25 protein-coding genes and 1 pseudogene are annotated in these 24125 nt (G+C 59.6%); 16 read left to right on the forward strand and 10 right to left on the reverse strand.

The genetic code is table 11. The annotated features are described in order from the left end of the window. Positions 1-130 precede the first annotated feature (130 nt). Complete coding sequence (locus R1A29_RS22680; protein ID WP_134827947.1) at positions 131-889, forward strand: SDR family oxidoreductase; 759 nt, start codon at positions 131-133, stop codon at positions 887-889. Between the two features lie 68 nt (positions 890-957). Here the strand turns inward: R1A29_RS22680 and apbC are convergent, their stop codons facing one another. Beyond that, the gene (gene apbC, locus R1A29_RS22685; protein WP_438299644.1) at positions 958-2052 is read right to left on the reverse strand and encodes an iron-sulfur cluster carrier protein ApbC; all 1095 of its coding nucleotides are present in this window, start codon (positions 2050-2052) and stop codon (positions 958-960) included. A 155-nt stretch (positions 2053-2207) separates the two neighbouring features. Between apbC and metG the strand changes: the two genes are divergently transcribed. The 8 genes from metG (at position 2208) to R1A29_RS22725 (ending at position 9240) form a co-directional block, all read left to right on the forward strand. Continuing rightward, entirely contained in the window at positions 2208-4259 is a 2052-nt protein-coding gene (metG, locus tag R1A29_RS22690; protein WP_438299645.1) for a methionine--tRNA ligase, read from the forward strand. A 131-nt stretch (positions 4260-4390) separates the two neighbouring features. Beyond that, positions 4391-4960 (forward strand): electron transport complex protein RnfA, encoded by a 570-nt coding sequence (locus R1A29_RS22695; RefSeq protein WP_438299646.1) that lies wholly within the window; start codon positions 4391-4393, stop codon positions 4958-4960. Then, positions 4957-6171: an electron transport complex subunit RsxB gene (gene rsxB, locus R1A29_RS22700; protein WP_438299647.1), complete on the forward strand. Its 1215-nt coding sequence runs from the start codon at positions 4957-4959 to the stop codon at positions 6169-6171. Before R1A29_RS22695 ends, rsxB begins: the two co-directional genes overlap by 4 nt. Beyond that, the gene (locus R1A29_RS22705) at positions 6158-7141 is read left to right on the forward strand and encodes an RnfABCDGE type electron transport complex subunit D (protein WP_438299648.1); all 984 of its coding nucleotides are present in this window, start codon (positions 6158-6160) and stop codon (positions 7139-7141) included. Before rsxB ends, R1A29_RS22705 begins: the two co-directional genes overlap by 14 nt. Then, positions 7138-7743, forward strand: coding sequence for an RnfABCDGE type electron transport complex subunit G (locus R1A29_RS22710; RefSeq protein WP_438299649.1), 606 nt, complete (start codon positions 7138-7140; stop codon positions 7741-7743). The genes R1A29_RS22705 and R1A29_RS22710 overlap by 4 nt, the downstream gene beginning before the upstream one ends. Then, positions 7740-8318 carry an Rnf-Nqr domain containing protein gene (locus tag R1A29_RS22715; protein ID WP_438299650.1) on the forward strand — a complete coding sequence of 193 codons (579 nt, stop codon included), beginning with the start codon at positions 7740-7742 and terminating at the stop codon, positions 8316-8318. Before R1A29_RS22710 ends, R1A29_RS22715 begins: the two co-directional genes overlap by 4 nt. Then, positions 8315-8953, forward strand: coding sequence for an endonuclease III (gene nth / locus R1A29_RS22720; RefSeq protein WP_438299651.1), 639 nt, complete (start codon positions 8315-8317; stop codon positions 8951-8953). The genes R1A29_RS22715 and nth overlap by 4 nt, the downstream gene beginning before the upstream one ends. A 107-nt stretch (positions 8954-9060) precedes the next feature. Then, on the forward strand, positions 9061-9240 hold the full coding sequence (locus tag R1A29_RS22725) for a PA3496 family putative envelope integrity protein (RefSeq protein WP_065258622.1): 180 nt from the start codon (positions 9061-9063) through the stop codon (positions 9238-9240). A gap of 88 nt (positions 9241-9328) precedes the next feature. Here the strand turns inward: R1A29_RS22725 and R1A29_RS22730 are convergent, their stop codons facing one another. Beyond that, entirely contained in the window at positions 9329-9955 is a 627-nt protein-coding gene (locus R1A29_RS22730) for a response regulator (protein WP_438299652.1), read from the reverse strand. Between the two features lie 397 nt (positions 9956-10352). On the opposite strand from R1A29_RS22730, the gene R1A29_RS22735 reads away from it, so the two are divergent. Then, positions 10353-10685, forward strand: coding sequence for a hypothetical protein (locus tag R1A29_RS22735; protein WP_438299653.1), 333 nt, complete (start codon positions 10353-10355; stop codon positions 10683-10685). A 412-nt stretch (positions 10686-11097) separates the two neighbouring features. Here R1A29_RS22735 and R1A29_RS22740 read toward each other — a convergent pair whose 3' ends face one another. Continuing rightward, positions 11098-12315 (reverse strand): argininosuccinate synthase, encoded by a 1218-nt coding sequence (locus tag R1A29_RS22740; RefSeq protein ID WP_007963976.1) that lies wholly within the window; start codon positions 12313-12315, stop codon positions 11098-11100. Between the two features lie 129 nt (positions 12316-12444). Beyond that, complete coding sequence (locus R1A29_RS22745) at positions 12445-13353, reverse strand: flagellar protein MotY (RefSeq protein ID WP_438299654.1); 909 nt, start codon at positions 13351-13353, stop codon at positions 12445-12447. A 160-nt stretch (positions 13354-13513) separates the two neighbouring features. On the opposite strand from R1A29_RS22745, the gene pyrC reads away from it, so the two are divergent. Both pyrC and rnt read left to right on the forward strand, forming a co-directional pair. Beyond that, positions 13514-14560, forward strand: a complete 1047-nt coding sequence (gene pyrC, locus R1A29_RS22750; RefSeq protein ID WP_438299655.1) for a dihydroorotase — start codon at positions 13514-13516, stop codon at positions 14558-14560. Then, positions 14557-15231 (forward strand): ribonuclease T, encoded by a 675-nt coding sequence (gene rnt, locus R1A29_RS22755; RefSeq protein ID WP_085709496.1) that lies wholly within the window; start codon positions 14557-14559, stop codon positions 15229-15231. Before pyrC ends, rnt begins: the two co-directional genes overlap by 4 nt. A 74-nt stretch (positions 15232-15305) precedes the next feature. On the opposite strand, the gene R1A29_RS22760 is transcribed toward rnt, so the two are convergent. Continuing rightward, on the reverse strand, positions 15306-15908 hold the full coding sequence (locus R1A29_RS22760) for a peroxiredoxin (RefSeq protein WP_007963972.1): 603 nt from the start codon (positions 15906-15908) through the stop codon (positions 15306-15308). Between the two features lie 291 nt (positions 15909-16199). Here R1A29_RS22760 and R1A29_RS22765 point away from each other — a divergent pair, with 291 nt between their 5' ends. Together R1A29_RS22765 and bfr are read left to right on the forward strand one after the other, a co-directional pair. After that, a complete protein-coding gene (locus tag R1A29_RS22765) occupies positions 16200-16418 on the forward strand; it encodes a bacterioferritin-associated ferredoxin (RefSeq protein ID WP_003227725.1) in 219 nt (72 codons plus the stop codon). Positions 16419-16618: 200 nt separating this feature from the next. Next, positions 16619-17095: a bacterioferritin gene (gene bfr / locus R1A29_RS22770; protein WP_114885214.1), complete on the forward strand. Its 477-nt coding sequence runs from the start codon at positions 16619-16621 to the stop codon at positions 17093-17095. A gap of 107 nt (positions 17096-17202) precedes the next feature. Here bfr and grxD read toward each other — a convergent pair whose 3' ends face one another. From grxD to R1A29_RS22785, 3 genes are all read right to left on the reverse strand, one after another. Next, entirely contained in the window at positions 17203-17544 is a 342-nt protein-coding gene (gene grxD, locus R1A29_RS22775) for a Grx4 family monothiol glutaredoxin (protein ID WP_039765841.1), read from the reverse strand. A gap of 97 nt (positions 17545-17641) precedes the next feature. Further along, the gene (locus R1A29_RS22780; protein ID WP_438299656.1) at positions 17642-19747 is read right to left on the reverse strand and encodes a molybdopterin oxidoreductase family protein; all 2106 of its coding nucleotides are present in this window, start codon (positions 19745-19747) and stop codon (positions 17642-17644) included. 137 nt (positions 19748-19884) lie between these two features. Next, on the reverse strand, positions 19885-20175 hold the full coding sequence (locus R1A29_RS22785; RefSeq protein ID WP_065258633.1) for a hypothetical protein: 291 nt from the start codon (positions 20173-20175) through the stop codon (positions 19885-19887). A gap of 392 nt (positions 20176-20567) precedes the next feature. Here R1A29_RS22785 and argF point away from each other — a divergent pair, with 392 nt between their 5' ends. After that, the gene (gene argF / locus R1A29_RS22790; RefSeq protein WP_134827958.1) at positions 20568-21488 is read left to right on the forward strand and encodes an ornithine carbamoyltransferase; all 921 of its coding nucleotides are present in this window, start codon (positions 20568-20570) and stop codon (positions 21486-21488) included. After that, entirely contained in the window at positions 21485-22594 is a 1110-nt protein-coding gene (locus tag R1A29_RS22795; protein WP_432217608.1) for an ABC transporter ATP-binding protein, read from the forward strand. Before argF ends, R1A29_RS22795 begins: the two co-directional genes overlap by 4 nt. A gap of 48 nt (positions 22595-22642) precedes the next feature. On the opposite strand, the gene R1A29_RS22800 is transcribed toward R1A29_RS22795, so the two are convergent. Beyond that, a complete protein-coding gene (locus R1A29_RS22800) occupies positions 22643-23425 on the reverse strand; it encodes a PhzF family phenazine biosynthesis protein (RefSeq protein WP_438299657.1) in 783 nt (260 codons plus the stop codon). Positions 23426-23514: 89 nt separating this feature from the next. Then, positions 23515-23984, reverse strand: a pseudogene (gene ybaK / locus R1A29_RS22805) (Cys-tRNA(Pro) deacylase). Positions 23985-24125: the final 141 nt, after the last annotated feature.

Below are 24125 nucleotides of genomic sequence, written 5' to 3' on the forward strand. Positions count from 1 at the left end.
ACGGACGGGCAACCTGGATTACGTCCCGGTCGCCATCGGGGCAGTTCTCATGTGCAGCCGGGCCATGTCGGGCGCAGATCGAGAGGCTCTCTAAAGGACACCACTCTGACCTGCTCTCGGGGACATGCGAATGCAACTCAACGACAAAGTAATCATTATCACTGGCGGTTGCCAAGGCTTGGGCCGCTCGATGGCCGAGTATTTAGCCGGCAAGGGCGCGAAGCTGGCACTGGTCGACCTGAACCAGGAAAAACTCGATGACGCGGTCGCGGCCTGCAAGGCCAAGGGCGTCGAGGCTCGCAGCTACCTGTGCAACGTCGCCAATGAAGAGCAGGTGACGCACATGGTCGCCCAGGTCGCCGAAGACTTCGGCGCGATTCACGGCCTGATCAACAACGCCGGGATCCTGCGCGACGGCCTGCTGCTCAAGGTCAAGGACGGCGAAATGACCAAAATGAGCCTGGCCCAGTGGCAGGCGGTGATCGACGTCAACCTGACCGGCGTGTTCCTCTGCACCCGTGAAGTGGCGGCAAAAATGGTCGAGCTGAAGAACAGCGGCGCGATCATCAACATCTCGTCGATCTCCCGCGCGGGCAACGTCGGCCAGACCAACTATTCCGCCGCCAAGGCCGGTGTGGCGGCAGCGACCGTGACCTGGGCCAAGGAACTGGCGCGTTACGGCATTCGCGTGGCGGGCATCGCACCGGGCTTCATCGAAACCGAGATGACCCTGGGCATGAAGCCGGAAGCGCTGGAGAAAATGACCTCGGGCATTCCGCTCAAGCGCATGGGCAAGCCGGAAGAGATCGCCCATTCGGCGGCCTACATCTTCGAGAACGATTACTACACCGGCCGGATCCTGGAGATGGATGGCGGGTTGCGCATCTGACGTCTGTCGCACAATGAAAAACGCCCCGGTGCACTGGCACCGGGGCGTTTTTGTTTAAAACACAGGCTTCAATCGTCGCTGATGGTGATGTTCGGCATCGCCGGCGACGCCGCTTCCTGCAACACGATCCGCGCACCAACGTGGCGGGCCAGTTCCTGATAAACCATGGCGATCTGGCTGTCCGGCTCGGCAATCACTGTCGGTTTGCCGCCATCGGCCTGTTCGCGGATCAGCATCGACAGCGGCAGCGACGCCAGCAGTTCGACGCCGAACTGGGTCGCCAGCTTCTCGCCACCGCCCTCACCGAACAGATGCTCGGCGTGTCCGCAGTTCGAGCAGATGTGCACGGCCATGTTCTCCACCACGCCCAGCACCGGAATGTTGACCTTGCGGAACATCTCCACGCCTTTGCGCGCATCGAGCAGCGCCAGATCCTGCGGGGTGGTGACGATCACGGCGCCGGCCACCGGGACTTTCTGCGCCAGGGTCAACTGGATGTCGCCAGTGCCTGGCGGCATGTCGATGACCAGATAATCCAGGTCGCCCCAGGCGGTTTGTGTGACCAGTTGCAGCAACGCGCCGGAGACCATCGGCCCACGCCAGACCATCGGCGTGTTGTCGTCGGTCAGGAAGGCCATCGACATCACTTCCACGCCATGGGCCTGCAGTGGCACGAACCACTTCTGGTCCTTGATCTGCGGACGAGTGCGCTCGGGAATGCCGAACATGATGCCCTGGCTCGGACCGTAGATATCGGCGTCGAGGATCCCGACCTTCGCGCCTTCACGGGCCAGTGCCAGCGCCAGGTTGGCGGCGGTGGTGGATTTGCCCACACCGCCCTTGCCGGACGCCACGGCGACCACGTTCTTGACGTTGGCCAGGCCCGGAACCTGCGCCTGAGCCTTGTGCGCGGCGATCACGCTGTTGACCTCGACCTTTGCCGACACTACGCCATCTAGGTTTTCGATGGCCAGCTGCAGCATTTGCGCCCAGCCGCTCTTGAACAGACCGGCGGCATAGCCGATTTCCAGCTGCACATTGACGCGGTCGCCGGCGATTTCGATGTTGCGCACGCAACCGGCGCTGACCGGGTCCATGTTCAGGTAAGGGTCGGTGTATTGGCTGAGGACGGCTTCCACCGCTGCGCGAGTGACGGCGCTCATGGGCAACTCCGATAACAAGACTGGGAAAAGATGGCGGGTATCCTACCCCTTCTGTCGTCCGGACGGCATGTCCGGCAACCATTTGCAGGGGTGAAATATCTTTCCCGGCGCTTTATAGTGGCCGACCTCCGTTTCATCAAGTAGCGAAGCCCCACATGTCCGAACCACGCAAGATTCTCGTCACCAGCGCCCTGCCCTATGCCAACGGTTCGATCCACCTTGGCCATATGCTGGAGTACATCCAGACCGATATGTGGGTGCGCTTCCAGAAGCATCGCGGCAATCAGTGCATTTATGTCTGCGCCGACGACGCCCACGGTTCGGCGATCATGCTGCGCGCGGAAAAGGAAGGCATCACCCCGGAACAACTGATCGCCAACGTCCAGGCCGAACACAGCGCCGACTTTGCCGAGTTCCTGGTGGACTTCGACAACTTCCACTCCACTCACGCCGAAGAAAACCGTGAGCTGTCGAGCCAGATCTACCTGAAGCTGCGTGACGCCGGGCACATCGCCCAACGTTCGATCACCCAGTATTTCGACCCGGAAAAGAAAATGTTCCTGGCCGACCGCTTCATCAAGGGCACCTGCCCGAAATGCGGCACCGAAGATCAGTACGGCGACAACTGCGAAAAATGCGGTGCGACCTACGCGCCGACCGACCTGAAGGATCCGAAGTCGGCGATCTCCGGCGCCACCCCGGTGCTCAAGGACTCCCAGCACTTCTTCTTCAAGCTGCCTGACTTCCAGCAGATGCTGCAGACCTGGACCCGCAGCGGCACCCTGCAGGACGCCGTGGCCAACAAGATCGCCGAATGGCTGGACGCCGGCCTGCAACAGTGGGACATCTCCCGCGATGCGCCGTACTTCGGTTTCGAGATCCCGGGCGAGCCGGGCAAGTACTTCTACGTGTGGCTGGACGCGCCGATCGGCTACATGGCCAGCTTCAAGAATCTGTGCAACCGCACGCCGGAGCTGGACTTCGACGCGTTCTGGGGCAAGGACTCCACCGCCGAGCTGTACCACTTCATCGGCAAGGACATCGTCAACTTCCACGCCCTGTTCTGGCCGGCGATGCTCGAAGGCGCGGGTTTCCGCAAGCCGACCGGGATCAACGTGCACGGCTACCTGACCGTCAACGGTCAGAAGATGTCCAAGTCCCGCGGCACCTTCATCAAGGCCCGGACCTACCTGGATCACCTGTCGCCGGAATACCTGCGTTACTACTACGCGGCCAAACTGGGCCGTGGCGTGGACGACCTCGACCTGAACCTCGAAGACTTCGTGCAGAAGGTCAACTCCGACCTGGTCGGCAAAGTGGTCAACATCGCCAGCCGTTGCGCCGGTTTCATCCAGAAGGGCAACGCCGGCCTGCTGGTGGACAACAACGCCGCGCCGGAACTGACTGAAGCGTTCCTGGCTGCTGCGCCAAGCATCGCCGACGCTTATGAAGCCCGCGATTTCGCCCGTGCCATGCGCGAAACCATGGCCCTGGCGGACCGCGCCAACGCCTGGATCGCCGACAAGGCGCCATGGTCGCTGAACAAGCAGGAAGGCAAGCAGGATGAAGTCCAGGCGATCTGCGCCACGGCGATCAACCTGTTCCGCCAGTTGGTGATCTTCCTCAAGCCGGTGCTGCCAGTGCTGGCCGCCGATGCCGAGGCATTCCTCAACGTCGCCCCGCTGACCTGGAACGACCACACCACCCTGCTGGCCAACCACCAGTTGAACGAATTCAAACCGTTGATGACCCGCATCGATCCGGTAAAAGTGCAAGCCATGACCGACGCCTCGAAAGAAGACCTGACCGCCAGCCAGACCGACACTGGCGCCGCCGCGCCTGCCGGCAACGGCGAACTGGCCAAGGATCCGCTGTCGCCGGAAATCGACTTCGACACCTTCGCCGCTGTCGACCTGCGCGTGGCGCTGATCGTCAAGGCCGAACACGTTGAAGGCGCGGACAAGCTGCTGCGCCTGACCCTGGACATCGGTGACGAGCAACGCAACGTATTCTCCGGGATCAAGAGCGCGTACCCGGATCCGTCCAAGCTCGACGGTCGTCTGACCATGATGATTGCCAACCTCAAGCCACGGAAAATGAAGTTCGGCATCTCCGAAGGCATGGTGATGGCGGCCGGCCCTGGCGGTGAAGAAATTTACCTGCTGAGCCCGGACAGCGGCGCCAAGCCGGGTCAGCGCATCAAGTAAGGTTCTGCACTGACCGATCCCACAGGCGTACCCCGTGCGCCTGTGGGATTTTTCATATCTGGCCCACCCGTCATGGCGGCCGGATAATGCCTAATCTTAAGTGACACCCGCCCGCTCTCACCGGCAGAACCATGACCGAACTCGTGCTTACGCTCTTCAGTGCTGCGCTGATCAACAACTTCGTGTTGCACTGGCCGCTGGGCGTCGATCCGCTGTTGGCTGGCGAACGCCGTCAGGTGCATGCGCTGGGGCTGGCAACGTTGTGCCTGATGCTGATTGTCGGTGTGGCGGGTTACGCGATCTGGCATTGGCTGCTGGTGCCGTTGCAAGTGGAGTTCCTGCGCCTGTTCGTATTCCTGCCGCTGAGCGTGCTGCTGATCGCGCCGCTGCTGAAGTGGCTGGCGCGTTGGCGACCCGATATGCCATTCGACGGTTTGTGGCCGCTGCTGCTGGGCAATGCCGGTGTATTGGGGCTGACGCTGATCAATGCGCAAGCGGATAAGGGCCTGTTTCATGCAACGGCGCTGAGTCTCGGCACCGGCCTGGGTTTCTGGCTGGTGCTGAGCCTGTTCAGCGATTTGCGCGAACGCACGGCCGACAACGATATTCCCCTGCCCTTTCGTGGCCTGCCGATCCAGTTGATCGGCGCCGGACTGATGGCGGTGGCTTTTCTCGGATTCAGTGGACTGATCAAAACATGAGTCTGATTCAACGCATCGATGCCTTGTTGCCGCAGACCCAATGCGGCAAGTGCGGCCATCCCGGATGCAAACCCTACGCGGAAGGCATCGCCGCCGGCGAGCCGATCAACAAATGCCCGCCGGGTGGCGACGAAACCATCGCGGCACTGGCCGAACTGCTGAAAATTCCGGTGCTGGAACTGGACATCAGCCGTGGCAGCGCGCCGCCGCAAGTGGCGTTCATCCGTGAAGCCGAATGCATTGGCTGCACCAAGTGCATTCAGGCCTGCCCGATCGATGCCATCGTCGGCGCGGCGAAACTGATGCACACGGTGATCATCGACGAGTGCACCGGTTGCGACCTGTGCGTAGCGCCGTGCCCGGTGGATTGCATCGAGATGCACCCGCTGCCGATCGGAACGCTGCCAGTGGTGGGTGGCCTGGCCAACAGCCTCGAAGAACAAAGGGCGCGCACCGCCAAGCGCGATCACGCCCGGCAACGTTTCGAACGGCGTAATGCCCGGCTGCAAAAAGAAGAACAGCAGAAGCAGGCCGAACGCGAGGCCCGGGCGCAGCGTGCAGCGCAGGTTGAGGTTGCAGCGACCACGCTCGATCCGGTGCAGGCAGCGCTGGAACGGGTGCGAGCGCAGAAAGCCGCGACCGCCGACGCCGCGCTGAAAAAGGCCAAGATCGACGTAGCCATGAGCCGCGCCCAGTTGCACAAATCGCTGAAAGCCTTCGGCCATCCGCCGACCTTCGAACAGCAGTCGCAATTGATCGTGTTGCAACAGCAGTTCGAAGTCGCCGAACAAGCCCTGGCGAAACTGGAGAGCAGCGCCGCACCTGCGCCGGTCGTGACAGCCTCGGCGAAAGACGCCGATCTGAAACGAGCGAAAATCCAGCTGGCGATGCGCCGTGCCGAGCTGAAAAAGGCGCAGACCGCAGAGGCTCCGCAGGAGCAGATTGCTGCGCTCGAACAAGCCCTGCGTGACGCCGAACAAGCGTTGCACGACGCAGAAGCGGCCAGCGAGCAACCGGCTCCCGATCTGGTGCGTGTGGAGAAACGTCCGATCGACAACCAGCTTCGTCAGCTGAAAACCGAACTGGCCTATGCGCGCGCCGACCTGAACAAACTGCAACGACGTGACGGCACGCCAGCCGAGGTCCTCGACAAGGCCCGCACCCGCCTGCAAGAGGCGGAGCGGCAGGTTGAAGCCCATGTCATTCATTGAAACCAGGGATGAGCGTCTGCAACAGGCGATGAAGCTGGTTCTGCTGGCGACATTGCCGGGGTTGCTGGCGTTGTTCTGGTTTTACGGCTGGGGCGTGTTGATCAACCTGATCCTGTCCGTCGCCACAGCCTTGAGCGTCGAAGCCGCCGTGACCTCTCTGCGCCGGCAGCCGCTGCAAGCGACCCTGACCGATGGCAGCGCGGTGGTCAGCGCCACGCTGCTGGCAATCGCCCTGCCGCCTTACTGCCCGTGGTGGCTGACGGTCACAGCGATCGGCTCGGGCCTGCTGCTGGGCAAACATTTGTACGGCGGCGTAGGCCGAAACCCTTTCAACCCGGCCATGCTCGGTTTTGCCCTGGCAATGGTGATGTTCCCGCAACCGATGACTCATTGGCCGGCCCATGGCATGGATCTGACGGCGGCTTTTGACCAGGTGTTCAACCTGGGCGCGCAGCCGGACGCCTGGGTTCAGGCCACCGCACTGGACAGTCTGCGCATCAACAAAAGCCTGACCATCGATGAGTTGTTTGCCAACAATCCGGCGTTCGGCCGTTTTGGCGGTCATGGTGTGGAGTGGGTGAATCTGGCGTTTCTCGCCGGCGGGCTGTTCCTGCTGCAGCGGCGGGTGATCGGCTGGCAGGCGCCGGTCGGCATGCTCGCCAGCCTGTTCGTCATCAGCCTGCTGTGCTGGAATGGCTCAGGGTCTGACTCCCATGGTTCACCGCTGTTTCATCTGCTGAGCGGCGCCACCATGCTTGGCGCGTTCTTTATCGTCACCGAGCCGGTTTCCGGTGCCAAAAGCCCATTCGCCCGCTTGTTGTTCGGCGCGGGCGTCGGTCTGCTGACCTATCTGATTCGCAACTGGGGCGGCTATCCGGACGGCGTGGCGTTCGCTGTATTACTGATGAATCTGTGCGTGCCGGCGCTGGAGCGCATTGCAGTCGCTCGTCAGTCACAGGTGAAACCATGAACCGTGCGAACAGCCTGATCACCCTGGCGTTGCTGGCAACGACAGGCGTCGGTGTGACCTGTGTTGTGCAACGCAGCAACGCACCGCACATCGCGGCCGAACAGCGCCAGCTCGAAAGTCGCAAATTGCTGGACGTGCTTTCAGTCGATGCGTATGACAACCAACCTCTGGAACAACCTCTGGCGCTGACCGACATCGGCTTGAGCCACAGCCTGCTGTTGGGCGGCTATCGAGCGACCAAGGCCGGTCAAACCGTGGCGGTACTGCTGCGCAGCCAGACCGAGGGTTATGCGGGGCGCATCGAGTTGCTGATCGCCATCGATGCCAATGGCCGATTGCTCGGTGTGAAAACCCTTGAACAAACTGAAACACCGGCACTTGGCGGGCATATCGGCGAGTGGCCAAATGCCTGGCTTCAGGCGTTTACCGGCAAATCGAGCAACCAGCCAACGGCCGCCGGATGGGCCTTGAAAAAGGATCAGGGGCAATTCGACCAGATCGCTGGTGCAACCATCACGTCCCGCGCAGCCATCAACACCATCCACGATGCCCTGCGTTATTTCGACGAGCACCGGACGACTCTGCTGGGGAGCGCGCCATGAACACGTCAGCGACACTGTCGAACTCAATGATGCTGGTGCTGTTGGTCGGCACCACCGACTCCGTGGCCGGCACGCTGGCGACTCTGTTGCTGTTCACTGTCGTGGTGGGCGCGTACGGCTTGTGTATGACAGCACTGCGTTCGCGCTTGAGCGGCGAGAGCCTGTTGCCCGTCAGCCTGGTGCTGGCCGCGACCCTGGCCGGCTGCACCGAGATTCTCCTGCAACGCGGCTCTGTGCAATGGCATCAATTGATCAGCCTTTACTCGGGGTTGATCGGCCTGCAATGCGTTGTACTGGAACACAATGGATTTTTTCGCCTGCCGATCAATGGAAAACTGAGACTGTGCGGGCTGTTTGCCGTGCTGATGACAATGCTGGCCGTGTTGCGCGAACTGATCGGTCAGGGCAGCATCGGCCATCACCTTTCTGAGCGCTGGCAAGGTTTGATCCTGTTTGCCGACGGCCTGCATTTCGCGACGTTGGCACCCGGCGCCTTTATTCTGCTGGGGTTATTGCTCGCGGCCCGCCAGGCCTGGACCCGCCCCGCTCCACCCGAGGAAAAGCATCACTCATGAATGCCGCCAAACGTCTGGAGATCTTCCGCAGGTTTCACGAGGACAATCCCGAGCCCAAGACCGAACTGGCCTATTCCTCGCCCTTCGAACTTTTGATTGCAGTGATCCTGTCCGCACAGTCCACTGACGTCGGGGTAAACAAGGCCACGGCCAAGCTGTTTCCGGTAGCCAATACCCCTGCGGCCATTCATGCCCTGGGCGTGGAAGGCTTGTCCGAGTACATCAAGACGATCGGCCTCTATAACAGCAAGGCAAAAAACGTGATCGAGACCTGCCGCCTGCTGGTGGAACTGCATGACAGCCAGGTCCCGCAGACACGCGAAGCACTCGAAGCCCTGCCCGGCGTTGGCCGCAAAACCGCCAACGTCGTGCTTAACACTGCTTTTCGTCAACTGACAATGGCGGTGGACACACACATTTTCCGGGTCAGCAACCGTACCGGTATTGCCCCTGGCAAAAATGTTGTCGAGGTCGAAAAGAAGCTGATGAAGTTTGTGCCAAAAGACTACCTGCTGGACTCTCACCACTGGCTGATTCTGCACGGGCGCTATGTTTGCCTGGCACGCAAGCCGCGCTGTGGCAGCTGCCGGATCGAGGATTTGTGCGAGTACAAACACAAAACCTCCGACGATTGATTGGCTATTGCATTAATTGATTTGTCGATTGAAAAAATCTTTTTTACCCGTAGCAGGAATATCGATATAAGGAGCGCCAAAGGCAGCCTTAGCCTGGAGTTAACCTTATGACTGACAGCAAAGAACAACTGGACGTAGATGACGATTTCGCCGCTGCTGATACTGACGATGCCGAGCCAGTGGTCGAAGTCGCCAAGACCAACCTGAGCAAGCGCCGCACCATCGATAACCTGCTCGAGGAGCGCCGACTGCAAAAGCAATTGGCCGATTACGATTTTGATCTATGACATGTAAAAGCCTCCCGCAAAGGAGGCTTTTTACTTTCTGCTGCGAGCCGATACCGATCCGCCCATGATCCGTTGTCGGCTGAAACGATCAAACCAGACCATTACGCTGTGCCAGCTCGATCAGATCCACCAGCGAGCGTGCATTGAGTTTCAAAAGCAAGCGAGTCTTGTAGGTACTCACAGTCTTGTTGCTGAGAAACATGCCATCGGCAATTTCCTTGTTGGTCCTGCCCCGTGCCAACTGTTGCAACACCATCATCTCGCGCCCGGACAAGCGATCAACCATATCGGCTTCACTGGCGTTGCCCAGACTGGTTCGAACAGTGTGCAAAGCCTGATTAGGGAAATAGCTGTATCCGGACAATACAGCCTTTATGGCGCTGAGCAGCTCGGTCAAATCCTGTTGTTTACAGACATATCCCGCTGCCCCTGACTGCATGCAGCGCATGGAAAAATGGCCCGGAGCCTGAGACGTCAATACCAGCACCTTCATGGGCATGGCGCTTGTCGTCAGGCGTGCGATGACTTCCAGTCCATCAAGTTTCGGGATGCCGATATCCAGAATGACAATATCGGGCATCTGGTCGCGAGCCAGTTGTAACGCATCCACTCCGTTATCCGTTTCTGCAATGACTTCGTAGCCATGCCGCTCCATCAGCATACGCACAGCAAGACGAATGACGGGATGATCATCCACGATCAGCACTTTATTCATGGGCAAGTCCAGTTTCGCTGTTCGAATTTTTAGAGCCGGCACAATAACGTAGTCATTTCACCCTTGACATGGCTAAGTTCCCTTACACCGATAGCGAGAGACAATTCCTACCGGCAATAAAGATTTATCCTACAGAAAACGCCTTTAAGTACTGAAACGGCGGACCAATAAAAACAAACGTCTGAAAGCAATTGACCCACCCTCAAAATCACTGAACCGTGACATCCGCAATGGAAATGTTCAAAACGACAAAAAAATCCGAAACAACATACCGATGTTCATCTGTTTCTTTTTAATATAAATACCAGATACCGAGAATAAAAATCACATCACTCATTCTCTCACCGCATCCCTGACAACCAACTAACGAGAAAAACCATATTTATGAGCGAAGAACATGTTAAAGATCAGAAAGAACATCACCAACCCTATCAGCGTTATTGCCGTGTTCGCCTTCATCTCCGAAACGTCTGCGGCTGTGACCCTGCCATTCCTTGACAATGACGAGCGAGAAATTTATGTCTGGTTTCTGATCAGTTTCCCGTTCTATTTGCTGTTCCTCTTTTTCATCACCCTGAACTTCAACTACCGGTCCCTTTACGCACCTTCTGACTTTCATGCCGACAAGAACTTCTTGAAGGCATTTGAAGATCCCCCCCGCATTCACCAGAGAGCTCATCAAACCAAGAAAACAAGGAAGTACATATTGCAAAACTACCAAAACCACTAAACACACTATGCATTATCGATACCCGAGGAGTTAACACCGAATCAAAAGCGGACACGCTACTGAAAAATATCCCACACCCATTAAAGTACTCCTTCAGAATACTTCTCATCTTGACCAACGGTGCGTCAGAAGTTTTACCTGAAGAAAACATCATAAAATCGCTTAAGCAAGGAAAGAAACCAACAGGAATAACGTACTGTATTATTTACGATGCTCACTCACTGAACATCACCGTATTGGGAAAGATCTGAATTGAGGTATGGATACACCAAGTATTTTCACGCGATGTGCGAAATACAAAGGAGAAATGCAGGAACGCTGATCGGCAACGATCAGGTAAACAGAAGGGTTTTACAACATAGCGGCCTTGTCACAACGACAAGGCCGCTATTTCACATCAGGCCCGAGGGGCTCAGAACAGCTTGCGGCCCTTGTTGGCAGCAATACGCATGCGCAGCGCGTTGAGCTTGATGAAGCCCGCCGCGTCGGCCTGGTTATAGGCGCCGCCGTCTTCTTCGAAGGTCGCGATGTTGGCGTCGAACAGCGAGTCGTCGGACTTGCGGCCGGTCACGATCACGTTGCCCTTGTACAGTTTCAGGCGCACGACGCCGTTCACGTTGACCTGAGAGGCGTCGATCATCTGTTGCAGCATCAGACGCTCAGGGCTCCACCAGTAGCCGGTGTAGATCAGGCTGGCATACTTCGGCATCAGCTCGTCTTTCAGGTGAGCGACTTCGCGGTCCAGGGTGATCGATTCAATGGCGCGGTGAGCACGCAACATGATGGTGCCGCCCGGGGTTTCGTAGCAGCCACGGGACTTCATGCCGACGTAACGGTTTTCAACGATGTCGAGACGGCCGATACCGTGTTGACCACCGATCTTGTTCAGGGTCGCCAGTACGGTGGCCGGGGTCATTTCGACGCCGTCCAGCGCGACGATATCGCCGTTGCGGTAGGTCAGTTCCAGGTATTGCGGGGTGTCGGGAGCCTTCTCCGGGGAGACGGTCCAGCGCCACATGTCTTCTTCGTGCTCGGTCCAGGTGTCTTCCAGCACGCCGCCTTCATAGGAGATGTGCAGCAGGTTGGCGTCCATCGAGTACGGGGATTTCTTCTTGCCGTGACGCTCGATCGGGATCGCGTGCTTCTCGGCGTAATCCATCAGCTTCTCGCGGGACAGCAGGTCCCACTCGCGCCAAGGGGCGATCACTTTCACGCCTGGCTTGAGCGCGTAGGCACCCAGCTCGAAACGTACCTGGTCGTTGCCCTTGCCGGTCGCGCCGTGGGAAATGGCGTCGGCGCCGGTTTCGTTGGCGATTTCGATCAGACGCTTGGCGATCAGCGGACGCGCGATGGAAGTACCCAGCAGGTACTCGCCTTCGTAAACGGTGTTGGCGCGGAACATCGGGAACACGAAGTCACGCACGAATTCTTCGCGCAGGTCGTCGATGTAGATTTCTTTGACGCCCATGGCCTGCGCCTTGGCGCGAGCCGGCTCGACCTCTTCGCCCTGACCCAGGTCAGCGGTGAAGGTCACGACTTCACAGTTATAAGTATCCTGCAGCCACTTGAGGATCACCGAAGTGTCCAGGCCGCCGGAATACGCCAGAACGACCTTGTTTACGTCCGCCATGCCATCACTCCACGGGGTTCTACGGAAAGCCGAGGAGTCTACCGCTCAAACGCGATAATTTACAGAGGCGCGACAGCTTAAGACGACAAAGCGACAGAATCTGTCGAGAGCGCGACGATGACCGACAGGTCAGGAAGTCGCCGCGGCGTTGGGCGGCGTACTGGCTTGAGGCGCTGGAGCGGTAACCGGTGCCACCCGGGCCAACTTCACGCTGACTCGCCGGTTTTTCGCCCGGTTGGCGGCGTTGGTGTTCGGTACCAGCGGGTATTGCTCGCCGTGGAAACGCACGGTGATCTGCGATTCGGCGATGCCGTTGGCCTTGAAGAAATCGACCACCGCCAGCGCACGACGGCGCGACAGCTCACGATTGGTCAGGCGATTGCCGCTGTTGTCGGAATAACCATCGAGCTCAATGTGATTGACCGTCGGATCGGCCTTCATGAACTCGAGCATCACCTGCAGTTTGGCTTTCGCGGCGGCGTCCAGATCGGTACCTTCGCCCGGAAAACCGACCTGCGAGTTTTTGACCTGATCGAAATTCTGCGGGAGCAGTTTCGCCACGCAGGTCTGATAGTCGTTGAACGCCTTGCTGAACTTGACCGGCAGCAGACGCACTTCGGAGACCCGTCCATCGCCGGAGGCACGCCGCACCACCGGGCTGCGACCTTCCAGCAAACCGCTGATCAACCCGCCGGCCTGCGATTGTGAACTGTTGAACAGCACGTTGCCGGTGCCGATCCTGACGCTGCCCAGATTGATGTCATTGCGTCCCGGCTGCCAGGGCGCTGCCGCCGCAAGCAAGGTTGCCGAACCACCGCCCAGCATCGCGTTGTAGGCGTTCAGGCGAAAGATCGCCTGCTCGCCGGCCTTGCGCACGAACTGGCCCGAGCCGAAATCGGTGATCGGCTGCGTCAGGCGGCATTCGAACTTGTCGCCTTCGACCGTCCACTCAATGTTCTCCAGACGGGTCTGGTAGGTCAGTGCCATCGCGGGAAGACTGGCAAACACACTGAGCAAGGCTAAATAACGCTGGCGCACGGGAGGCTCCATTGGCTTCTACAACAAAAAAGACCGATACATACATGTTTACGGCATACCTACGGGATATCGGACGCTCGTCGCAAAACTTGATAGCGAGTGCCTGCAAGAGTCTTTTCCGGTAGCATTCGCCTCAGTTTGACCCGCCTGGAATCCCCTCATGTCCGACCGCCTGACCCTGCTGCGTCCCGACGACTGGCACATTCATCTTCGCGATGGTGCCGTGTTGACCAATACCGTTGCAGATGTTGCGCGCACCTTTGGTCGCGCCATCATCATGCCTAACCTGGTACCTCCGGTGCGCAACGCCGCTGAAGCCGACGGCTATCGCCAGCGGATTCTCGCTGCCCGCCCGGCCGGCAGTCGTTTCGAGCCGTTGATGGTGCTGTACCTCACCGACCGTACCCAGCCCGAAGAAATTCGTGAAGCCAAGGCCAGCGGTTTTGTCCACGCGGCCAAGTTGTACCCGGCTGGCGCCACCACCAACTCCGATTCCGGGGTCACCAGCATCGACAAGATCTTCCCGGCGCTGGAAGCCATGGCCGAAGTCGGCATGCCGCTGTTGATTCACGGTGAAGTCACCCGTGGCGATGTCGACGTGTTCGACCGCGAAAAAATCTTCATCGACGAGCACATGCGCCGCGTGGTCGAGCGTTTCCCGACGCTCAAGGTCGTGTTCGAACACATCACCACCGGCGATGCCGTGCAGTTCGTCAACGAGGCTTCGGTCAACGTCGGCGCGACCATCACCGCGCATCACCTGCTGTACAACCGCAACCACATGCTGGTGGGCGGGATCCGGCCGCATTTCTACTGCCTGCCGATCCTCAAGCGTAATACGCATCAGGAAGCTCTGCTCGACGCGGCCACCAGTGGCAGCGCGAAGTTCTTCCTCGGCACCGACTCGGCGCCGCACGCCCAGCACGCCAAGGAAGCCGCCTGCGGCTGCGCCGGCTGCTACACCGCGTACGCTGCCATCGAGTTGTATGCCGAAGCCTTCGAACAGCGCAATGCGCTGGACAAGCTCGAAGCGTTCGCCAGCCTCAATGGCCCGCGCTTCTATGGTCTGCCGGCCAACACCGACCGTATCACCCTGGTTCGTGAAGAATGGACCGCCCCGACCAGCCTGCCCTTCGGCGAGCTGAACGTTATCCCGCTGCGCGCCGGTGAAAAACTGCGCTGGCGCCTGCTGGAGGAACACGCGTGAGTGAAGACCATTTCGACGACGAACTGGACGGTCAAGGTGGCGGCGGTTCGCGCCATCCGATGGCAGCACGCTTTCGCGGCTACCTGCCGGTTGTCGTCGACGTAGAGACCGGCGGCTTCAACTCGGCCACCGACGCGTTGCTGGAGATTGCCGCGACCACCATCGCCATGGATGAAAAGGGTTTCGTCTACCCGGATCACACCTATTTCTTCCGTGTCGAGCCGTTCGAAGGCGCCAACATCGAAGCGGCCGCGCTGGAGTTCACCGGGATCAAGCTCGATCACCCGTTGCGCATGGCGGTCAGTGAAGAAACGGCCCTGACCGATATCTTCCGTGGCGTGCGCAAGGCCTTGAAAGCCAACGGTTGCAAGCGTGCGATCCTGGTCGGCCATAACAGCAGCTTTGACCTGGGCTTCCTCAACGCTGCCGTCGCGCGGCTGGACATGAAGCGCAACCCGTTCCACCCGTTCTCCAGCTTCGACACCGCGACCCTCGCCGGCCTGGCGTACGGTCAGACCGTACTGGCCAAGGCCTGTCAGGCAGCCGACATCGATTTCGATGGCCGTGAAGCGCACTCCGCGCGTTACGACACCGAAAAGACCGCCGAGCTGTTCTGCGGCATCGTCAACCGCTGGAAGCAGATGGGCGGCTGGGAAGACTTCGACGACTGATCCTTGTCGAGTTTTTTCCGAGCATGAAAAAACCGGCCACGTGGGCCGGTTTTTTTGTACCTCGACGTTGCGCCTTACAGGGCAGCAGCGTTCTCGGTCAGGTAAGCCGCAACGCCTTCCGGCGAAGCGTTCATGCCTTTGTCGCCTTTTTTCCAGTTGGCAGGGCAGACTTCGCCGTGCTCTTCGTGGAATTGCAGAGCGTCGACCAGACGGATCAGCTCTTCCATGTTACGGCCCAGCGGCAGGTCGTTGATGATCTGCGAGCGGACAACGCCCTTGTCGTCGATCAGGAACGCGCCACGGAAAGCCACGCCGCCTTCGGATTCAACGTCGTAGGCCTTGGCGATTTCGTGCTTCATGTCGGCAGCCATGGTGTATTTCACCTGGCCGATGCCGCCATTGTTGACCGGGGTGTTGCGCCAGGCGTTGTGGGTGAAGTGCGAGTCGATCGACACAGCGACCACTTCTACGTTGCGCGCCTTGAAGTCAGCCATGCGGTTGTCCAGAGCGATCAGCTCGGACGGGCAGACGAAGGTGAAGTCCAGCGGGTAGAAGAACACCAGGCCGTATTTGCCTTTGATGGCCGAGGACAGGGTGAAGCTGTCAACGATCTCGCCATTGCCGAGTACGGCCGGGACGGTGAAGTCAGGGGCTTGTTTGCCTACGAGTACGCTCATTGATATCTCCTGGTGTAGAAACTTGAAGTTCAGGGTCCGCGCCAGCCTGTCACCCTCAGGCGACAGCCCTGTGACACGAACCCCCTTCGCAAGGGCCGACCATCATACACTGCGTTTTTCGACTGTCCTCAAAGGTTTTTCGCGAAATCCCGGCTGGCATTCAGCCATGCACCACCGTTCGTCAGTCACAGCCGTTGGCGATGAAAACCGTTGGGAAAGCACTTTGACAATCATTCTCGTTAACATTAAGATCCATCGCAATTGAGCCACAACCAGCGACGGTTCTCACTTATGTATGTTTGCCTCTGCACTGGCGTCACCGACGGACAGATCCGCGAAGCGATCTATGAAGGTTGCTGCAGCTATAAAGAAGTCCGTCAGGCCACCGGCGTAGCCAGCCAATGCGGCAAATGTGCCTGCCTCGCGAAGGAAGTGGTACGCGAAACCCTGACCAAGCTGCAAACCGCCCAGGCTGCGATCCCCTACCCTGTAGAATTTACTGCCGCGTAATTGCACCCTCTTTCGAAGAACCGGACTAATATCCGGTTTTTTTATGCCTGCAAATCAATTGCTTAGCGACTAGACGCGGAACACAAACATTCTTATTCCGATTAATTTTCATATATTATTCAATAACTTAGGTTTGACACTTATAAATACCAAGCTCAAACTCTGCCGTATATACCGCTACTTAGGGCAGGACTCCCATCATGAAAGGCGACGTAACAGTCATCCAGCATCTCAACAAGATCCTTGCCAATGAGCTGGTCGCGATCAATCAGTACTTCCTGCATGCGCGCATGTATGAAGATTGGGGCCTGAACAAGCTGGGCAAGCACGAGTACCACGAATCCATCGACGAGATGAAGCACGCGGACAAGCTGATCAAGCGCATCCTGTTCCTTGAAGGCCTGCCGAACGTGCAGGACCTGGGCAAGCTGCACATCGGCGAGCACACCAAGGAAATGCTGGAGTGCGATCTGCGTATCGAGAAGACCGGCCACGCCGATCTGAAGGCCGCCATCGCTCACTGCGAATCCGTTGGCGACTTCGGCAGTCGCGAACTGCTTGAAGACATTCTCGAATCCGAAGAAGAACACATCGACTGGCTGGAAACCCAACTGGGCCTGATCGATAAAGTCGGTCTCGAGAACTATCTGCAATCGCAGATGGGCGACGACGAGTAATCAGCAAGCGCTGAACGCGAGACATTAAAAAAGCCCCGCCCTCTTTCGAGAGGCGGGGCTTTTTATTGCCCGGACTTCAGACTCGCCGAAATCCGGGCTGAAACCGGTCAGGCTTCGGACTTGGCCGCAGCAGCCTTGGCGGATGCTTCCTTGACCAGAGTCTGCAGCTCACCGTTGGCGAACATTTCAGCCATGATGTCGCTGCCGCCGACCAGCTCACCGGCTACCCACAGCTGCGGGAAAGTCGGCCAGTTGGCGTACTTCGGCAGGTTGGCACGGATTTCCGGGTTCTGCAGGATGTCGACGTAGGCGAACTTCTCGCCACAGCCCATGACGGCCTGTGCAGCTTTCGCGGAGAAGCCACACTGCGGGGCATTCGGCGAGCCTTTCATGTAAAGCAGAATGGTGTTGTTGGCAATCTGCTCTTTAATCGTTTCGATGATATCCATGGAGCACCTCGGCTGAACTTTCCGACTCATGGGTCGGCACGGTGGCGCATTGTAACGGAATCCCGAGCGCGCTGCTCGGTCTCCCCGACAGACATGCTCAAGCCGCCGCTACCGTCACCGGCACGCCGTTGAGCGCCGCATTGCCCGACAACTCGTCGAGCTGGCATTCATCGGTCAGATCGTTGGCGCTGGAGCCCGGCTGGCCGCTGGCAATCGCCATCTGCACACCCGGTCGGGCATGGCCCCAGCCGTGGGGCAGGCTGACCACGCCCGGCATCATGTCCGCACTGCCGAGCACCTCGACCTCGATCTGCCCGACCCGTGAGCTGACGCGCACAAGCTGACCATCAGTGAGCCCGCGACTGGCAAGATCCTCCGGGTTCATCAGCAACTGATGACGCGGCTTGCCCTTCACCAGTCGATGATAGTTGTGCATCCAAGAGTTGTTGCTGCGCACGTGACGGCGACCGATCATCAACAGTTCACCGGCGGCCGGCGCCTGCAAGGCAGAAAAACGCGCCAGGTCGGCCAGAATTTCCGGCGGCGCTGCCTGGACTCGTTGGTTGGCGGTCTTCAAGCGCGGTGCCAGATTCGGCTTCAGCGCCCCCAGATCAACACCGTGGGGATGATCGAACAGCGTCGCCAGCGACAATTTGTGCTCGGACGCGTCGCCGTACAAACCCATGCGCAGTCCCATGTCGATCATCTTCGCCGGCGGCATGGTCGGCTTCAGTTCCTTGTCGGTCTTCGCCGCAAAGGCCTTGGCCAGGCCGACGAAGATTTCCCAGTCATGCAACGCGCCTTCGGGCTTGGCGAGGATCGCCCGGTTGAAACGGGTGACGTTGCGCACCGCGAACAGGTTGAACGTGGTGTCGTAGTGATCGTTCTCCAGCGCCGAAGTCGACGGCAGGATCAGGTCGGCATAACGGGTGGTTTCGTTGATGTACAGATCGACGCTGACCATGAACTCCAGCCCGTCCAGCGCCTGCTCCAGTTGCCGGCCGTTGGGCGTGGACAGCACCGGGTTGCCGGCGACGGTGATCAACGCGCGAATCTGCCCCTCGCCTTCGGTGAGCATCTCTTCGGCCAGCGCCGAGACCGGCAGCTCGCCGCCGTACTCCGGGCGCCCCGAGACACGGCTTTGCCATTTGTTGAAATGGCCGCCCGAGGTGGACGCCACCAGATCTACCGCCGGCTCGGTGCACAGAGCGCCGCCCACCCGGTCGAGATTGCCGGTCACCAGGTTGATCAGTTGCACGACCCAATGGCAGAGCGTGCCGAAGGCCTGGGTGGAAACCCCCATCCGGCCGTAGCACACGGCGCTTGGCGCAGCGGCGAAGTCCCGGGCCAATTGGCGGATCTGCTCCGCAGGAACGGCACACAACGGGCTCATGGCTTCGGCCGTGAACGCCGCCACCGCTGCGCGCACGTCGTCGAGACCGTCTACCGGCAGATGGCTGTCCGAGGTCAGCCCTTCGCTGAACAGCGTGTTGAGCACACCAAACAGTAACGCCGCATCGCCACCGGGACGCACGAACAGATGCTGATCGGCCATCGCCGCCGTCTCGCTGCGCCGCGGATCGACCACCACCACTTTGCCACCCCGGGCCTGAATCGCCTTCAGACGCTTTTCCACATCCGGCACGGTCATGATGCTGCCGTTGGACGCCAGCGGGTTGCCGCCCAGAATCAGCATGAAGTCGGTGTGATCGATGTCCGGGATCGGCAGTAGCAAGCCGTGGCCGTACATCAAGTAGCTGGTCAGGTGATGGGGCAATTGGTCGACAGAAGTGGCCGAGTAACGATTACGGGTTTTCAACAGGCCGAGAAAGTAATTGCTATGAGTCATCAGCCCATAGTTGTGCACGCTGGGGTTACCTTGATAAACGGCAACCGAGTTCTGCCCGTGTTGCGCCTGAATCGCCGAGAGCTTTTCAGCCACCAGCTCAAAAGCTTCTTCCCACCCGATCGGCAACCAGTCACTGCCGACCCGACGCATGGGCTGGCGCAGGCGATCCGGATCGTTCTGAATGTCTTGCAGCGCCACGGCCTTGGGGCAGATGTGCCCGCGACTGAAGGTATCCAGTGCGTCACCCTTGATCGAGGTGATCTGCACCTGGCCGTCGGTTTCGGTGGTTTCGATGCTCAGGCCACAAATGGCTTCGCACAGGTGGCACGCACGGTGATGGAGAGTCTTGGTCATGGCCAGTCTCTGTCTTGTTCTGGGCAGGCAACAACGCCTGCGGGAACAAAACTATGGCGCGTGGCCGGGCGTGGCGCCAGCGACGTTCGTCTTGTGAATCGACGACCATCAGGCGAGCCGATAGCCCTTCATCGCGATCAGTTGGAAGGCAACTGGGGCGGTGCGGCCAGCTGGATTTCCTGAATGGTTTCGATCTGCTCATGGGCGACGTGCACGCCAGTGAGTTCGCCGATCAGGCGCCAGTGCTCGTCGAGCCCGGTGCTGATGGTCGCCATGCGATCGATCATGTGGCGGCCGGCGGTCTTGACCACTTCGTCTTCACTGCGCAGCAGTTCGAAGGACAAGGAGGTGACCGATGCGGTCAGATGCGTCAGTGAGCGTGCCGTGTGGCCCAGCAATTCCATTAACAGTTTTTCTTTCGATTCCATGCGGAGGCTTCCTGCGTCGCTCGTGAGTTATTTATAACCCAGCACTTTGCTTTAGCAAATGTTTCAGGCCTGACATCCGACCAGCGATTCCATGGCCGACCGGTCGCAAACCGACCAGACCTGCTCCATCCCCGCCCTGCCTGATTGCCAAGCCCGGCGGCGCCAGTGTACAAAGGTCTGGATTCCGGCTCCAAACCGGCGCTTCGAGTGACCGCGTCACCCCCGCACAATCCGCAAAAATCGTAGCCTATTGGAAAAACGCGACATTTAGTGTCAATATCGCGCCTCCCCCTATTTCGTCGCCCCGTGCGGCTTACGCCGCAGGTCTCGCCCGTTGTTCCTGTAAACAAGGCTTTGAGCATCTGCGGTTTGTAGCAAAAAGGTAGTCAATGATGAGCGCAAGGCACTTTCTCTCCCTGATGGATTGCACGCCCGAAGAGCTGGTCAGCGTGATCCGTCGAGGCGTTGAGCTCAAGGACCTGCGTAACCGCGGCGTACTGTTCGAGCCTCTGAAAAACCGCGTCCTGGGGATGATCTTCGAGAAATCCTCGACCCGTACCCGGATCTCCTTCGAGGCCGGCATGATCCAGCTCGGTGGCCAGGCGATCTTCCTTTCGCCGCGCGACACCCAGCTGGGCCGTGGCGAGCCCATCGGCGACTGCGCCATCGTCATGTCGAGCATGCTCGATGCGGTGATGATCCGTACCTTTGCCCACAGCACCCTGACCGAATTTGCCGCCAACTCCCGCGTGCCGGTGATCAACGGCCTGTCCGATGACCTGCACCCGTGCCAGTTGCTGGCCGACATGCAGACCTTCCTCGAACACCGTGGCTCGATCCAGGGCAAGACCGTGGCCTGGATCGGCGACGGCAACAACATGTGCAACAGCTATATAGAAGCGGCGATCCAGTTCGACTTCCAGTTGCGCGTGGCTTGCCCGGAAGGCTACGAGCCAAACCCTGAATTCGTCGCAAGGGCCGGTGACCGCGTGACCATCGTCCGCGACCCGAAGGACGCCGTGCGCGGCGCGCATCTGGTGAGCACCGACGTCTGGACCTCCATGGGCCAGGAAGAGGAAACCGCCAAGCGCCTGAAGCTGTTCGCGCCGTTCCAGGTCAACCGTGCCCTGCTCGACCTGGCCGCCGAGGACGTGCTATTCATGCACTGCCTGCCCGCCCACCGCGGGGAGGAAATCAGCCTCGACCTGCTCGATGACCCGCGCTCCGTCGCCTGGGATCAGGCAGAAAACCGTCTCCACGCACAGAAGGCCCTGCTCGAGTTCCTCGTCGAACCGGCATATCACCACGCATGAGTCATGAATTACTGCTGAACCTGCGCAACCTCGCTTGCGGCTATCAAGATCAACGTGTGGTGCAGAACCTCAATCTGCACCTCAACGCCGGTGACATCGGTTGCCTGCTCGGCTCCTCCGGCTGCGGCAAGACCACCACCCTGCGCGCCATCGCCGGTTTCGAACCGGTACATGAAGGGGAAATCCAGCTCGGCGGTGAAATTATCTCCAGCGCCGGTTTCACCCTCGCCCCGGAAAAACGCCGGATCGGCATGGTGTTCCAGGACTACGCGCTGTTCCCGCACCTGAGCGTCGCGGACAACATCGCCTTCGGCATTCGCAAGCACCCGAACAAGGAGCGCGTCGTCGAAGAGTTGCTGGAACTGGTCAACCTGAAGAACCTCGGCAAGCGCTTTCCGCATGAATTGTCCGGTGGCCAGCAGCAACGTGTCGCCCTCGCCCGCGCGCTGGCACCGGAGCCGCAACTGCTGCTGCTCGACGAACCGTTCTCCAACCTCGACGGAGAACTGCGACGTAAGCTCAGCCATGAAGTGCGTGACATTCTCAAGGCCCGCGGCACCAGCGCGATTCTGGTGACTCACGATCAGGAAGAAGCCTTCGCGGTCAGCGATCACGTCGGCGTGTTCAAGGAAGGCCGGCTGGAGCAGTGGGATACGCCGTACAACCTCTACCACGAACCGGCGACGCCGTTTGTGGCGAGCTTTATCGGTCAGGGCTACTTCATCCGCGGTCAGCTCGGCAGCCCGGAATCGGTGCACACCGAACTCGGCGAACTGCGCGGCAATCGCGCCTACACCTGGCCGACCGGCGGCGCGGTGGATGTGCTGCTGCGTCCGGATGACATCGTTTATGCGCCGGACAGCGGCTTGAAAGCACGGATCGTCGGCAAGACCTTCCTCGGGGCTTCGACCCTGTATCGCCTGCAACTGCCGACCGGCGCGCAACTGGAATCGATCTTCCCGAGCCACGCTGACCATCAGGTTGGTGCGGATGTCGGGATTCGTGTGGCGGCGGAACACCTGGTGTTGTTCCAGGCGTCCGGCAGCACAGCCGCGCAGATTCCGGCCGTGGAAAACGGTGTTCGCCGGTACAGCACCGCGCACTGATCTGTACAAAAACAATAAGGGAGCCCGATGGCTCCCTTATTTTTGGCTTCAGCCCAGCATCAATGTGCCGCTCGCAACGAGCGTCGCATTCCCGCCAATCTTCACCCGCTCGCCTTCCAGCCGACAGAACAGCTCCCCGCCTCGCGCCGAACGCTGGCACGCGGTCAGGCTCGATTTGCCCAGACGTTTTGACCAGTACGGAATCAGGCTGCAATGGGTCGACCCCGTGACCGGGTCTTCATTGATGCCGATGGCCGGCGCAAAATAGCGCGAGACGAAATCATGCTGATTGCCCCGGGCCGTGACGATGGCGCCGAGCCAAGGCAGCTTGGCCAGGGCGACCATGTCCGGCGTGCAATCGAGCACCGCCTGCTCCGATTCCAGCACCACGAACAGCTCGTTGGAACTCAGAACATCCACGGCCTGGACATTCAGCGCACGCTCGATCTCCACGGTGACGCCTTTCTCCACCGCTTCAATGGCCGGAAAATCCAGCCACAACCGGCCACCTTCGCGGCTGACACTCAACGGCCCGGACTTGCAGATGAAGTCCAGACGCTCGGCGTTTTCCTTATAGATCTCGAACAGCACATAGGCACTGGCCAGCGTCGCGTGACCGCACAACGGCACTTCGGTGGTCGGCGTGAACCAGCGGATATGCCAGGCCTGGCCTTCGCGCACCAGAAATGCGGTTTCCGCCAAGTTGTGTTCGGCGGCGATCTTCTGCATCAAGTCGTCCGCGAGCCAGGCGTCGAGCCGATAGACCATCGCCGGGTTGCCACTGAAGGGCCGATCACTGAATGCGTCGACCTGATGAAACTCGAGCTGCATAACCTTCTCCCTGTGTCAGTCGAAAGAGCATGCCGCTACGGCTTGTTCATCGCCAGTGACAGAACCGGTCAATTTTTCTCATACAGAACTCAGGCACGACCAATATCGGCGAACTTCGCCTGGGTGTGCTCGGCAAGGACAGCGGGCGCCAGTTCGACTTCCAGGCCACGTCGACCGGCACTGACATAAATGGTCGCAAAACCCTGGGCGGAATTATCAATGAAGGTGCGCAGACGTTTTTTCTGCCCCAACGGGCTGATTCCGCCCAACAGGTAACCGGTGGAACGCTGCGCGGCGGCCGGGTCGGCCATTTCCACTTTCTTCACTCCGGCGGCGTGGGCCAGCCCTTTGAGGTCGAGACTTCCGACGACCGGCACCACCGCCACCAGCAATTCGCCTTTTTCACTGGCAGCCAGCAGCGTCTTGAACACCTGTGCCGGCTCCAGCCCCAGCTTTTCCGCGGCCTCCAGGCCGTAGGAAGCGGCCTTGGGGTCATGTTCGTAACTGTGCACGCGATGTTCGGCACGAACTTTTTCAACAAGTCCAACGCAGGGGTCATGGCAGCTCCAGGCTCGGCAGTGGCAAAAAATCCTGCGCCGGATTCTAGGCCATCGCCACGTAAAAGGCTCTACTGCGCGCCACGTTTCCCGGGGCTTGCAGGCCGACAGCACGATTGCCCGGCGAGTGCCCCGCAGGATCA

This window comes from Pseudomonas sp. NMS19W, from assembly GCF_051554255.1.
GTDB lineage: Bacteria > Pseudomonadota > Gammaproteobacteria > Pseudomonadales > Pseudomonadaceae > Aquipseudomonas > Aquipseudomonas kribbensis.